10 protein-coding genes are annotated in these 13,278 nt (G+C 55.7%); 9 read left to right on the top strand and 1 reads right to left on the bottom strand.

The features are described from left to right. Nucleotides 1-91: 91 nt before the first annotated feature. From VV869_RS04005 to VV869_RS03980, 6 genes are all read left to right on the top strand, one after another. Nucleotides 92-1,711: an endonuclease gene (locus VV869_RS04005; RefSeq protein ID WP_337733692.1), complete on the top strand. Its 1,620-nt coding sequence runs from the start codon at nucleotides 92-94 to the stop codon at nucleotides 1,709-1,711. A gap of 232 nt (nucleotides 1,712-1,943) precedes the next feature. Further along, a complete protein-coding gene (locus VV869_RS04000; protein WP_337733691.1) occupies nucleotides 1,944-2,696 on the top strand; it encodes an outer membrane lipoprotein-sorting protein in 753 nt (250 codons plus the stop codon). Nucleotides 2,697-2,713: 17 nt separating this feature from the next. After that, nucleotides 2,714-3,943 (top strand): ABC transporter permease, encoded by a 1,230-nt coding sequence (locus VV869_RS03995; RefSeq protein ID WP_337733690.1) that lies wholly within the window; start codon nucleotides 2,714-2,716, stop codon nucleotides 3,941-3,943. Next, the gene (locus VV869_RS03990) at nucleotides 3,933-5,150 is read left to right on the top strand and encodes an ABC transporter permease (protein ID WP_337733689.1); all 1,218 of its coding nucleotides are present in this window, start codon (nucleotides 3,933-3,935) and stop codon (nucleotides 5,148-5,150) included. The genes VV869_RS03995 and VV869_RS03990 overlap by 11 nt, the downstream gene beginning before the upstream one ends. Before the next feature lie 2 nt (nucleotides 5,151-5,152). Further along, nucleotides 5,153-5,836, top strand: coding sequence for an ABC transporter ATP-binding protein (locus VV869_RS03985; protein WP_337733688.1), 684 nt, complete (start codon nucleotides 5,153-5,155; stop codon nucleotides 5,834-5,836). 8 nt (nucleotides 5,837-5,844) lie between these two features. Continuing rightward, entirely contained in the window at nucleotides 5,845-7,212 is a 1,368-nt protein-coding gene (locus VV869_RS03980) for a hypothetical protein (RefSeq protein WP_337733687.1), read from the top strand. Nucleotides 7,213-7,311: 99 nt separating this feature from the next. On the opposite strand, the gene VV869_RS03975 is transcribed toward VV869_RS03980, so the two are convergent. Next, on the bottom strand, nucleotides 7,312-8,478 hold the full coding sequence (locus VV869_RS03975) for a Card1-like endonuclease domain-containing protein (RefSeq protein WP_337733686.1): 1,167 nt from the start codon (nucleotides 8,476-8,478) through the stop codon (nucleotides 7,312-7,314). A gap of 392 nt (nucleotides 8,479-8,870) precedes the next feature. On the opposite strand from VV869_RS03975, the gene treR reads away from it, so the two are divergent. From treR to treC, 3 genes are all read left to right on the top strand, one after another. After that, nucleotides 8,871-9,815: a trehalose operon repressor TreR gene (gene treR / locus VV869_RS03970; protein WP_337733685.1), complete on the top strand. Its 945-nt coding sequence runs from the start codon at nucleotides 8,871-8,873 to the stop codon at nucleotides 9,813-9,815. Nucleotides 9,816-10,021: 206 nt separating this feature from the next. Next, nucleotides 10,022-11,452: a PTS trehalose transporter subunit IIBC gene (gene treB / locus VV869_RS03965; protein ID WP_337733684.1), complete on the top strand. Its 1,431-nt coding sequence runs from the start codon at nucleotides 10,022-10,024 to the stop codon at nucleotides 11,450-11,452. A gap of 68 nt (nucleotides 11,453-11,520) precedes the next feature. After that, nucleotides 11,521-13,197 carry an alpha,alpha-phosphotrehalase gene (gene treC / locus VV869_RS03960; RefSeq protein WP_337733683.1) on the top strand — a complete coding sequence of 559 codons (1,677 nt, stop codon included), beginning with the start codon at nucleotides 11,521-11,523 and terminating at the stop codon, nucleotides 13,195-13,197. The last annotated feature ends 81 nt before the right edge of the window (nucleotides 13,198-13,278 follow it).

Genomic DNA, 13,278 nt, shown 5'->3' with positions numbered 1-13,278 from the left:
TTGCAACATGAGGATGTGATCACCGATAACTTTTAATGATTCATTACTCATTACCCTTAGCTGACTTTTTCATCAGTAAACAGAAGGTTATATGGATATTAGAGTAATGACTCTCACCGCGGCAGCGTTGCTGGTCTCACAGAGCGGCTGGGCCCAGGTTGCCAATGGCGATTTCGAACAATGGAATGGTAATGAGCCTGCTGGCTGGAGTGTGATTGATAGCGGCGTTACGCTCTCCCCAGTGTCGGCACCGGTGATGCAGGGCGGGCTGGCCGCACAGGTCACGGTGAATACCGGGACTCAGGGCAATACCGACCTGCTGCAGACGGTACATGTCGAGCAGGGCCAAACCTATCCGTTTACCGTGTCGCTCTATCATACTGAGGGGCATGTGAAAGCCCGCCTGGTGGTTGATGGCTATCAGGGATATTCGAACCCGCTACAGACTAACCAGTGGCAGACGATCAGTTATACCTATATCGCCACAACGACGAAAGATATTCAGGTGGGGCTGCGATTCTACGATGAGTCTGGTTTTGACGGTTCCGAAGTCGTTTATGTCGATCACTTCCAGCCGACAGACACGAGTGAGCCGCCGGCACCTGCCTGCATTGACACGATCGCAACGCTGACTTTGGTGACCGATCAGTATGCTTCTGAAACCAGCTGGAGCCTGGCCAATGTCGGCGGCGCCGTGCTGTTTGAGGGTGGCGGCTACGCCAACGAGACCACAAACACCCGGGAAATGTGTCTGGCCGATGGGGATTACACCTTCACGATCAACGATTCGTACGGGGATGGCCTCTGCTGTAGTGCCGGAAACGGCTCCTTTGTGCTGGCGGCCGACGGTCAAACGCTTGCTTCCGGCGGTCAATTCCAGCACAGCCAGGCGTTTCCTTTTACACTGGGCGACACTGAAACCCCGCCGCCGCCTTCAGACGTGGACGAATACTACCAGTCCGCAGCTGGCAAAACCGGTTTTGCGCTGAAAACAGCCTTATATAACATCATCAATCATCACAGCAGCCGCGGCTATTCGGCGATCTGGGATCTGGTCAAGGTGGCCGATTTGGACCACTACTACGAAAACGACGGTTCAGTCCTCGACATGTATTCGGAGCAGCCTGCGTCGAGCGATGCGGTGAACTTCACCAAAGTGACCGACCAGTGTGGTCAGTACAGTGGTGAAGGGGATTGCTACAACCGGGAGCATTCGTTCCCGAAAAGCTGGTTCGGTGGTCAAGTCGAGCCGATGAATTCAGATGGTCACCATATCTTTGCCACCGATGGTTATGTCAACGCCAAGCGCAGCAATTGGCCGTTCGGGGAAGTGGGCAGCGCGACCTATACTTCGGGCAATGGCTCGAAACTGGGCATGGCCGAATCCGGTCTGGGTTATACCGGAACGGTGTTTGAGCCCCTGGACGCTTTCAAAGGGGACTTTGCCCGGGCCTATTTCTATATGGCGACCCGCTACGAAAATGAAATTGCGTCCTGGGAGGGCAACACCACCAATGCCGATGCTGTTCTGGATGGCACCAATACCACGGTGTTTGAACCCTGGATGCTGAATATGCTGAAACGCTGGCACCAGAATGATCCGGTCAGCCAGAAAGAGATCGACCGCAACCAGGCAGTGTTTGAGTTCCAGGGCAACCGGAACCCGTTCATCGATCACCCTGAGTTTGTCGGTGCAATCTGGGGCAATTAATCCAATTTCCTGCTGCACTGATCCGTGCGTGGTCCCCCGGTGCCATTGGCCCGGGGGATTGTCACTTCTTCTCGGTTTCATAATTCACTTCGTTTCATTTCATTTCGTTTTACGTCCGCCCGAGCGCATGTCCCACATGGCTGACTTTCTCTGTTTCGTGACGGGGATTTGATCAAGAAGAACGGTTGTTGTGTCAATATCATAGGTATCCGAGCTGAAACTGGGGGTCACGATGCGCGTACTGACGTTGTTGTGGATAGGGGTTGCCGTGCTGTTTTCCGGCTGGCTGCATGCTGAAAGCGCGGCGGAAATCGTCCGCAAGGCCGACTTGCAACTGCGCGGAGATTCCAGTTACAGCGAAGCAACAATGCGGATCATTCGTCCGAGCTGGACCCGGACAATGCGAATGAAAGCCTGGACCAAGGGGCGGGATCTGTCGATGGTGTTGGTCACGGCACCGGCAAAAGAGAAAGGCAGTGCGTCGCTCAAGCGCCAGCGGGAAATGTGGAGTTGGGTTCCGAGCATTGAGCGGGTGGTGAAAATTGCGCCGTCGATGCTCAGCCAGTCCTGGATGGGCTCGGACTTCACCAATGATGATTTGATCAATCAGTCCTCGATTGTGGTGGACTATCGCCACGATATAGTCGGCACCGAAGTCTTTGACGGCGATCCCTGCTGGGTGATCGATGCCTATGCCAAACCGAATGCACCGGTGGTGTGGAATAAGGTGCGGATGTGGATTTCAAAGAGCACCTATCTGGAGCGCCAAGTCGAGTTCTATGATGAGTTTGATGAACTGGTCAACATCATGAAAACCTATGATGTGAAAATGCTCGGCGGCCGCCAGTTGGCGACTCGACTGGAAATGCTACCGGTTGATAAGCCCGGCAATAAAACTGAGATCGTGACCCACCAGGCGCAATTTAACTTTGCGATCAAAGACAGTTTCTTTTCCATCAGCCAGATGAAAGCGCTGCGCGATTAGCCGCACCGGGAGTCGGTATGTTAGTGAAACTGGCTTGGCGAAATTTATGGCGACAGAAGAGGCGGACCCTGCTGACCGCTTCGGCTTTGGCGCTGACGCTGGCCCTGTCGCTGTTCATGCGCAGCCTCCAGGAGGGCAGTTATGCCAATAATATCGAGAATGCTGCCCGGTTTTATACCGGGCTGATCCAGCTCCAAAATCCTGAATTTCGTGACAGCCAGAGTATTGATGATTTGCTCCCGGCCGATCCCGCCTTTACCGAGCCGCTGGCCACCCACGCCAATATCGCCCTTTATTTGCCCCGAATTGAGTCGTTTGCCCTGGCTGCTGCCGGAAATAAGTCGAAAGGCGTGATGGTGATGGGGGTGCTTCCCGAGCAGGAAGCTGGCTATTCGGGCATCGCGGCGCGGGTCAAAAACGGGGCGTTCCTGAACGCTGATGATCAGCAGGTGCTGATCGGGGAAGGGCTGGCACGTTTTCTCAACCTCAAGGTGGGTGATGAGATCATTCTCTATGGTCAGGGCTATCATGGCCAGACAGCAGCCGGTCTGTATCCGGTGAAAGGGATCCTGAAATTTCCCATGCCTCAGCTCGATAACCAGCTGGTGTACATGCCGCTGGCATTGGCGCAGACCTTGTACGGCACCGGGCCGCAAGTGACTGCCTGGGTGCTGCACACCCGCCATCTGGACAGGCTGCCGCAGACCGTGGCCGAGTTGTCGGAAAGCTATCACGGCCGAGCACGGGTGCGTGATTGGCAGGATCTGTCGCCGGAGATGGCCCAGCAAATCGTGATGGATAAAGCCGGCGGCATCATCATGATGTACCTGCTGTACGGGGTGGTGGGTTTTGGCCTGTTTGCGACCTTGTTGATGATGACCCTGGAGCGCCAGCGGGAGTTTGGGGTGATGTTGGCAACCGGTCTGTTGCGGCGCAAGTTGTTGTGCCTGATTTCCATTGAGTCCGTGCTGATTGCAGGAATGGGAACTGTGCTCGGGCTGGTGGTGGTGATCCCGATCCTGATCTGGCTCTACTTCGATCCGATCGAGCTGACCGGTGAAACCGCTGAAATGATCCTGGAAATGGGTTGGGATCCGGTGATGCCGGTGTTGCTGTCCCCCGAGCTGATGGGCGATCAAATCCTTATCATGTTGGGCTTGTTGTTGCTGTGCCTGCTGTACCCGATGTGGCGGGTGTATCGGCTGGATGTCGTCAGCGCGCTGAAAGGAGGTGGCCATGCTGGCTAAACTGGCCTGGCGTAACCTGTGGCGCAACCGGCTGCGGACCGGGATCATGCTGACCGCCATGGTGTTTGGCCTGATGAGCGCGGTCACCATGATGGGACTGACGACCGGGATGTATCGCAGCATGATCGACAATGCGATTGCCTGGCAGACCAGCCACCTTCAGGTTCACCACCGTGACTACCTGACCAACCCGGATATCCGTTCGGTGCTGGATCATCCGGAGACGCTGATTGCAACCTTGAAACGTTCCCCGCAGGTGAAAGCCTGGTCGGCACGCTTCGTCGCGACCGGGATGGTGGCCTCTGCCCGCAGTGCCCGGGGGGTACGAATCAACGGCATTGACCCGGCGGAAGAAGCGGCGGTCACCCCGCTGGCCGGGAGCTTGCGGGAAGGCCAGTGGCTGTCCGGGCCGGGACACAACCCGGTGCTGATGTCGGTGAAAACTGCGACACGCTTGAAGGTCAAAGTGGGCTCGAAAGTGGTGCTGACCTTCACCAATGCGGCGGGTGATGTGGTCGGGGCCGCGTTTCGGATCCGCGGACTGTTTCGCACCCCGGCCTCGGGGTTTGATGAAGGCAACGTGTTTGTCCGTCGCACTGATTTAGTGCCGCTCGCTGGCATCAACGGCAGTCATGAGCTGGCCGTGTTATTGGACGATGAAAATAACGCTTTCGCGTTTCGCGAGATCTTGCAGGCCAGTAGCTCGGCACAAAACCGGGTTCGGGATTGGACTCAGGTTCAGCCGATGTTGGCGACGATGATTAACCAGATGGGGGTGAGTAACGCCATCATGCTGACGATTTTCGTGGTGGCCTTGGGGTTTGGCATCGTCAATATCATGTTGATGTCGGTGTTTGAGCGTACCCGGGAATTCGGAGTGCTGATGGCGGTGGGGATGCCCAAACGCCAGATTTTCTTGTTGATCCTGATGGAAGCGGGATGGCTTGGCATCGCGGGAGCGGTGGCCGGTCTGATCAGCAGTCTCGCGGTGATCCGATTGTTGCAATATACCGGGGTGCCGCTGGGCGGGTTGGCCGAGGGGCTGGGCGCTTTCGGGGTCGATACCGTGCTCTACCCGGCGGTGAGCGTGTCAGACTATCAGATGATCTTACTGACGGTGGTGGCGGCCAGCCTGCTGGCGGCGCTGTATCCGGCCCGGCAGATCCTGAAAAAACAACCGGTGGAAGCCATGGCGGAGAAGCATTAAGCATGACCATCCAAACCAAACAATTGTGTAAAACCTATAACCCCGAGTCAGATTTCCCGGTTCAGGCCGTGAAAAGCCTGGATCTCACCATTGAGCAGGGCGAGTTTGTGGCCGTGATGGGGCCGTCGGGCTCAGGGAAAACGACCTTGCTTAACCTGCTGGGCGGGATCGACCGGCCGACATCCGGCTCGGTGCTGATTGACGGCTGTGATATCTGCCAGTTGTCGGACAGAGCCAGAATTGCTTTTCGGCGCGATCATATCGGGTTTATTTTTCAGGACTACAGCCTGCTGCCGGTTCTGACCGCGCTGGAGAATGTTGAGTTTGTGATGCAGTTACAGGGGCAAAGTGAGCAGGTGTGCCGCCAGCGGGCCGAAGCATTACTGCGCCAGGTCGGGTTATCTGCGCAGCAGGATAAATTTCCGGCCAAGTTGTCCGGCGGTCAGCAGCAACGGGTGGCCGTGGCGCGGGCGCTGGCCCCGAGCCCGCGCTTTATCATGGCGGATGAGCCGACCGCCAATCTCGATGCACAAAGTACGGCGGAGTTGCTGGATATCATGCAGCAGCTCAATGAGCGGGAAGGGACCACTTTTATATTTTCGACCCATGATCCCCGGGTGATCACCCGGGCCCGGCGGGTGATTGTGTTTGAGGACGGGGCCCTGACGGAGGATCGTCAGCAGTGAAGTGGGCAATGATCCGTCTCGGAATGTTCGGTGCTGTCGCGGTGATTGCAGACGTTGCGGCCGCAATAGATTCTGCACAAGACCCAGCAGCTTCGGCGCAAGACCTAGCAGCTTCGGTGCAAGATCTAGCAGCTTCGGTGCAAGACCCAGTACAGTTCAGCAATCCAGCGCCTGTATCTGAGCCAGCTTCTGATTTGAATGCCGAGCCGATCCCCGGGTTGTCCGGGGGACAGGGCGCAGTGCAGGGCTCAGAACCCAGCTCAATTCCGGGTCTGGTGCCCGAGACCAACTGGGACTTCGGCGGCTACGTGACCTATCTGGTCACCGCCAGCTGGCCGGATGCAGCCGATCATGGTTTAGATCACCTGATCCATCAACGCTTTAATGCGGAATATCGGTTTACGTCGGCGCTGCGGTTGAATGCCGGGATGCGTAACCGGTTATTGTTTGGCGACAGTGCCGAACTGCAGGGGTTTGCGCGTCTGGTGGGGGCCGATGCCGGCTATATGGATTTAACGCATAACTGGTTTGAGAAAAACGGCGTGGTCGGCACCAGCCAGTTCGATCGCTTGTATCTGACCTGGCAGCCGCCGGGCTGGCAACTTCAAGCCGGGCGATTTCGGGTGAATTGGGGCATGGCCACAGTCTGGAATCCCAATGATATTTTTAATGCCTACTCCATTTACGATGTGGATTATGAAGAGCGCCGCGGCACGGATGCGGTGCGGATTAGCCGGAAATTGGGTTTTGCCAGCTCAGTGGAAGCGGTGCACAGCCCGGCACGCGACTCTGCACTGGAAAGTTTCGCCGGACGTTATGGTTTCAATCATCAGGGGTGGGACTATCAGCTGCTGGCTGGGAAATCCGGTCTGGATCGGGTGATTGGGGCCGGGCTGGCCGGGGAATTCGCCGGGGCTGGGGTGCGGGGGGAAGTTTCCTGGTTTGAGCCGAACCGGGATCAGTGGCGGGGGATCGCCCTGAAGGCGACGGCAGTCGCCAGTGCGGAAGTCGATTATAGTTTCGGGGGCGACCGCAACTGGCTGGCCCGGGCCGCGCTGTTGTATACCTCCACGCCGCAGCCGCGGCAAGATGCGGTGCTGTTTCTGAATTTGCCCCTGACCGCCCGGACGCTGAGCTTTACCGAACTGGGCAGCTATGCCGGACTTGATTTTGACTGGTCAGCACTCAGCCGGGTGGGATTATCGGCGACCTATTATAACGACGGCTCGTTCTTTCTCGGGGTCAGCAATACTTATTCCCTGGCGGATGACTGGCAAATGTTGACGGTCTTGCAACGCTTTGACGGCAGCACCGATAGCTTGTTTGGCCAATCGGCTGCAACCTTGCTCTACTGGCAGCTGCGCTGGAGTTTTTAGTGCTGGGCTTTTGTCGGAAATATTTTTTTGAAGGAAAGAAGACGCCAGTCCGCTTGTTGAAACGGCCTGGCGTGAGAAAGAAAGCAGAAGGAGGGGCGATCAGGCGATATTATGCCGATGGCCCCCGGCATCTTTAAACCAGTTATGCAGGTGCAATTGCAGATCGCCCAGCTGTTCTGGGCCGATGATCGCCAGTCCCAGATCCTGAGCACGTACTAAATCATGGTGGCGAAGCGGACGGAAGCTGACCAGCATGGCGCGGGCTTGCAGGCCGCCGAGCAGGTCACGCAGTGATTCCAGTTTATACAGGGTATCGTCGCCGTCATCACGCATGCCTTTGGTTTTACATTCGATGATGTGGAGCTTGTTATTCACCACGGTCGCGACGTCCAGCTCATTGCGCACTTCGCGATCGCCAATCTGGCGATAGACCTGAACACCGAGGGAGTGATCCTGAATCGTCGGCAGCTCATTCTGAATGGCCCGTACGGTGCTGTGCACCAGATTCTCCAGCCACTCCCCGTTGGCAAAACGGCGGGCTTCTTCATGCTTGAAGGTCAAAATGCCGTTTTGGTAGCTGGCCAGTCCGGTTTCGTCCAAATCTTTCAGCAAGATCCCCAGCTCTTTATAGCCCTGCTGTTTCTCGCTCAGGGCGACATCCAGTTTTTGCTCTTTGCGGCAGGTGGTAGCCAGGTAGTTCAGGGTTGCCAGGCCCGGGCCGAGTTCCAGCGCTGAGCTGGCCCAGCGCTGGCCCAGCTCCCAGAGCTGATCGTTCAGGGCTTCCGGCACACTGGATTCGGGCAGCTCACTGCGAGCACCGAAAATCGTCAGGTAATCCGCCAGTTGGATGCGGTCTTCCACTTGCTGTTGCTCGCGATCGGCCGGATAGAGCCAGCACATTTCATCGCTGAACGGCTCAATCACGTAAATCGGCCAGTGGTAGGTGCGGAACACTTCGTATGCCGATAACAGGCGGTGACGCAGCCCGCAGCTGGCATTGAACCAGACCTCGGATTGCTGCTGCTTGAGCGTTGCAGCCAGTTCATCAAGACGGTGGCGAATCGAGGCGATATTGATGGAGCTGGGAATGGTAAAGAATTCGGCTTTGATATTGCGCGGTGTGAGAATTGAAGCCAGGCGTTCGTATTGTTCCTGCTCAGCCTCGGTGCCGATAAATATCATGCGCTCGGCGGGCACACCGTGGTCGAGTAAAGGGGTGATCAGTCGTACCGGATCCTGATCGATAATGCCAACATGAGTAATCATAATCATCCTTATGCTTTATCAAGGTTGGCACGAAAAGGGTCATCCAGAAGATAAGGGCCAACACACGACGTTCAGCAATGATTGCTATTGTTATTGTCGAGTACCGGGCTGGGATTGAAGTCAAACCCTGTCCGGCCTGATGATACAAATGGGGCCTGCAAAGAATAAATTCAAGTAAATACAGGCACTAAAGGCAACATATCTGATTCCGCTTCAATAAATGTCCGCATACTGTAAGTATTTCTCATCATTCGGTGCTTGGAAACCTGGATTTTCTCTGGCCGGTATTGGGCGCTTGTGCGTGGGGTTGCGTCGGACTGTGCGGGAAAAAGGATTGAAATCCTGACGCTTACGGTGACAATAGGGGAGATTGTTCCAGCCTGTACCGAGATATGACGCAAAAGCTCACAATTTTAGATATTGCCAAACTGGCCGGGGTAGGGAAGTCTACCGTCTCCCGTGTCCTGACCAATGATCCCAAGGTGAAACCGGAAACCCGCAGCAAAGTCGAGCAGGTGATCCGGGAATCGGGCTACGTACCATCCAAGTCGGCGCAGGCGATGCGTGGCGGCAGTGCCAAAGTGGTGGGGATTATTCTCTCCCGTCTGGACTCGCCGTCAGAAAACAAGGCGGTCCGTGGGATCCTGGAAGTTATTTATCAGGCCGGATACGACGCGGTGATTATGGAAAGTCAGTTCAGCGCCGAGAAGACCAATGAGCATCTGGCGGTTTTGCAAAAGCGCCAGGTGGACGGTGTGATTGTATTCGGGTTCTCGGGCTGTGATTTGACCCCGATTGAAGCGCTGGGCCAACGCGCCGTGGTCATTGCGACCGATACCGATCAAGTGTCTTCGGTGGGTTACGATAATCACGGCATGATTACCCTGGCGATGAACCATCTGTTGCAACAGGGCAAACGGCAGATCAGCTATATCGGCGTGGGGGCTGAGGATAAAACGACCGGCCTGATGCGGCTGAACGCCTATCTTGCCAGCTGTGAGGCGGCAGGTCTGGTGCCTAGCTATCAAACCGGGCAATTGAGCCATGAGAGTGCCTATCAGCTCACCGAGCGGGTGGTTGGCCCTGACACTGAAGCCATTGTTTGTGCCAGTGATACCCTGGCGATGGGGGTGGCCAAGCGGCTTCAGGAGCTGGGGCGGACGGATATCCAGGTCTCCGGTGTCGGCGCGACCGATTTGCTGTCTTTCATCTTTCCCAATACCTTCAGCATTGATCCGGGCTATTATCAGGCCGGTCATGCCTCGGCAACCCTGCTGATTCGCCAGCTTGCCGGTGAGCAAGCCATCACTCACCTGACCCAGCAGGCAAGCTTGTAACCCGGCAACTACACTCGTAACAAGCCTTTCCGGCCATGTAAACTTTCAGATTCACCCCGTCAATGAGTGTGAGCTGATTCACGGAGTGGGAATGTTCCCATTTTAAATTCCATCAGGGTTTGCCATTATCATGGTCAAGTAATGGGAACATTCCCATTTCATGATAACGATAAGACCCTCCCTTCAATGAAAAGATGGACATCGGCATGAGTAAGATAGATCGGCAACAAGTCGAGCGCCTGGTGGCGTTGATCGGTGGCGGCGACAATATCGCCAGCGTCAGCCACTGTCTGACCCGACTTCGCTTTGTCTTGAGTGATACAGACAAGGCCAAGGTAAAGGATATTGAGGACATCCCTATGGTGAAGGGGTGTTTCACCAACGCCGGACAATTTCAGGTGGTGATCGGCACCGAAGTTGATCAGGTATACAAGCAGCTGGCAGAGCTTACCGGAGACAAAGGAGCCAGCAAGGAAGAAGCGAAAGTCGCGGCTCGCCAGAACATGAACCTGCTTGAGCGCGGCATCTCCCACCTTGCAGAAATCTTTGTGCCGCTGCTGCCTGCAATTATCACCGGGGGGCTGATCCTGGGCTTTCGTAATGTCATCGGTGACATCCGAATGTTCGACGGCCAGACCCTGACCGAAATCAGTCAGTTCTGGGCCACGGTCCATTCTTTCCTGTGGCTGATTGGTGAAGCGATTTTCTTCTTCCTGCCGGTCGGGGTGTGCTGGTCAACGGTGAAGAAACTGGGCGGGACGCCGATTCTCGGGATTGTGCTCGGGGTGACGCTGGTCTCCCCGCAGTTGATGAATGCTTATCTGATCGGTAAGGAAATTCCTGAAACCTGGGATTTCGGCTGGTTTGTGATTGAAAAAGTCGGTTATCAGGCACAGGTGATCCCGGCAATGCTGGCGGGGATTGCGCTGGCCTTTATTGAGACTAACCTCAAGCGGATCATTCCGGACTATCTCTACCTGGTGATTGTCCCGTTCGTGTCTATCATCCTCTCAGTGATCCTGGCCCATGCCCTGATCGGCCCGTTCGGACGGATGCTGGGTGATGCAGTCGGTTATGCTGCTAAAGCCGCGATGACCGGTGACTTTGCGATTCTGGGCGCCATGGTGTTTGGCTTCCTGTACGCGCCGCTGGTGATCACCGGGGTGCACCACACCACCAACGCCGTTGACTTGCAGCTGATGCAGGATATGGGCGGCACGCCAATCTGGCCGCTGATTGCGCTGTCGAATATTGCTCAGGCATCGGCTGTCGTTGGCATCATCTGGATCAGCAAGAAGCACAATGAACGCGAAATCTCGGTGCCGGCAGCAATTTCAGCCTATCTGGGTGTCACGGAGCCGGCGATGTACGGGATTAACCTGAAGTATAAATTCCCGATGCTGAGCGCCATGATTGGTTCAGCGCTTGCCGCCGCTATCTGTGGCAGTGTGGGTGTGATGGCGAACGGTATCGGGGTTGGCGGGTTGCCGGGGATCCTCTCCATTCAGCCGCAATACTGGATGGTTTACCTGCTGGCGATGTTGGTGGCCGTGGTGGTGCCGCTCACCCTAACCGTGCTGCTCTACAAGCGTGCCCAAGCCAAAGGTGAGCTTGAGCAATCGCCGCAAACTGCATAATTCCCACAGATTGGCCGCCACATGCTGGCGGCCGAGCTTATAAAACAGACAACGTCAGGCTAGAGACAATGAAACAGCAATTGGAATGGTGGCGCACCGCGACGATTTATCAGATTTATCCCAAAAGTTTCTGCGACAGCGGTGACAAGGGCACCGGTGATCTTCAGGGAATTATCTCGAAGCTGGATTACCTGAAAACCCTTGGGGTTGATGCGATTTGGCTGACCCCGGTGTACCGCTCACCGATGATCGATAATGGCTATGACATTTCTGACTATTACGACATTAATCCGGATTTCGGCACCATGGCCGATTTTGATCAGTTGCTGGCGCAGGCGCATCAGCGCGGGATCCGGGTGGTGATGGACATCGTGGTGAACCATACGTCCACCGAGCATGCCTGGTTCCAGTCCGCGGTGGGGGATAAAAACAGCCCGTACCGGGATTATTATATCTGGAAAGATCCGGTCGACGGTGGGCTGCCGAACAACTGGCAGTCAAAATTCGGCGGCTCAGCCTGGGCGCTGGATCCGGCAACTGAGCAATATTATCTTCATCTGTTTGCCAAAGAGCAGGCGGATCTGAACTGGGAAAATCCGAAAGTCCGGGAAGAAGTCAAAGCTATTATCGGCTTCTGGGCGGAAAAAGGGGTTGATGGCTTTCGCCTCGATGTGATTAATCTGATTTCCAAGCAACAGGACTTCCCGGATGATCATCAGGGCGACGGTCGCCGTTTCTATACCGATGGACCGCGGGTGCATGAATACCTGCAGGAGATCAGCGAAGCGGTGTTCCGGAAATATGGTTCGGTGACGGTGGGGGAGATGTCATCGACCACGCTGGAACACTGTCAGCAGTATTCGGCGCCTGACGGCAAAGAGCTGTCGATGGTGTTTAACTTTCATCACCTGAAAGTGGATTATCCGAACGGCGACAAGTGGACCAAGGCACCGTTTGATTTCATCCAGCTGAAATCGATTTTGAACCACTGGCAACAGGGGTTGCACGATCAGGGCTGGGGAGCGCTGTTCTGGTGTAACCATGATCAGCCGCGGGTGGTCAGCCGCCTGGGCGATGATCAGCAGTACCGAGTCGAATCAGCCAAAATGCTGGGTGCTTCGATGCACATGATGCAGGGCACTCCGTACGTCTACCAGGGGGAAGAGCTCGGCATGACCAACCCGGGCTATGACTCGATCGATCAGTACCGGGATGTCGAAAGCATCAACATGTACGACATCATGGTTAATCAGCAAGGCATGTCAGAGCACGAAATGCTGGCGATCCTGGCGCAGAAATCCCGAGATAACTCGCGCACGCCGATGCAGTGGGATGACAGCCGTAATGCCGGATTCTCTGCCGGAGAGCCCTGGCTGGCGGTAGCGGACAATTACCCGGTGATTAACGCCCAGAAGGCGGTTGCGGATGAGCATTCGGTGTTTCATTTCTACCGTCAGCTGATTGCGATGCGCAAAGAGATGGAGGTGATCACAACCGGCGATTACACCGACCTGATGCCGCAGCATGATCAGATTTTCTGTTACAAGCGGGAATCCGAGACGCAGATCCTGCTGTGCATCAACAACTACTACGGTGAGCCGGTTGAGTGCCTCCTTCCGGAAAGCATTGACCTGACGACTGCTGAATATGTCCTGAGCAACTATTCGGATGTGTCGATGCAGCGCCCGGTATCCCGGTTCACCCTGCGGCCTTACGAGAGCCGGATTGTGTTGATCCATAAATAGGGTGTTGCTCTATAAATAAAGTATTGAGCAACAAGCAGAAACCAAAAGAGCGCCGATGGCGCTCTTTTTATTGGTGCGATG

Origin of the sequence: Photobacterium sp. MCCC 1A19761 (assembly GCF_037389125.1) — a bacterium.
Lineage (GTDB): Bacteria > Pseudomonadota > Gammaproteobacteria > Enterobacterales > Vibrionaceae > Photobacterium.
This window is presented reverse-complemented; position numbering and strand designations above follow the sequence as displayed.

Bases quoted from the DNA above. Each gene is read 5' to 3' on its own strand.
- VV869_RS04005 (WP_337733692.1), top strand. From the start codon at position 92: ATGGATATTAGAGTAATGACTCTCACCGCGGCAGCGTTGCTGGTCTCA.
- VV869_RS03990 (WP_337733689.1), top strand. From the start codon at position 3,933: ATGCTGGCTAAACTGGCCTGGCGTAACCTGTGGCGCAACCGGCTGCGG.
- VV869_RS04000 (WP_337733691.1), top strand. From the start codon at position 1,944: ATGCGCGTACTGACGTTGTTGTGGATAGGGGTTGCCGTGCTGTTTTCC.
- treB (WP_337733684.1), top strand. From the start codon at position 10,022: ATGAGTAAGATAGATCGGCAACAAGTCGAGCGCCTGGTGGCGTTGATC.
- VV869_RS03995 (WP_337733690.1), top strand. From the start codon at position 2,714: ATGTTAGTGAAACTGGCTTGGCGAAATTTATGGCGACAGAAGAGGCGG.
- treC (WP_337733683.1), top strand. From the start codon at position 11,521: ATGAAACAGCAATTGGAATGGTGGCGCACCGCGACGATTTATCAGATT.
- treR (WP_337733685.1), top strand. From the start codon at position 8,871: ATGACGCAAAAGCTCACAATTTTAGATATTGCCAAACTGGCCGGGGTA.
- VV869_RS03980 (WP_337733687.1), top strand. From the start codon at position 5,845: ATGATCCGTCTCGGAATGTTCGGTGCTGTCGCGGTGATTGCAGACGTT.
- VV869_RS03985 (WP_337733688.1), top strand. From the start codon at position 5,153: ATGACCATCCAAACCAAACAATTGTGTAAAACCTATAACCCCGAGTCA.
- VV869_RS03975 (WP_337733686.1), bottom strand. From the start codon at position 8,478: ATGATTACTCATGTTGGCATTATCGATCAGGATCCGGTACGACTGATC.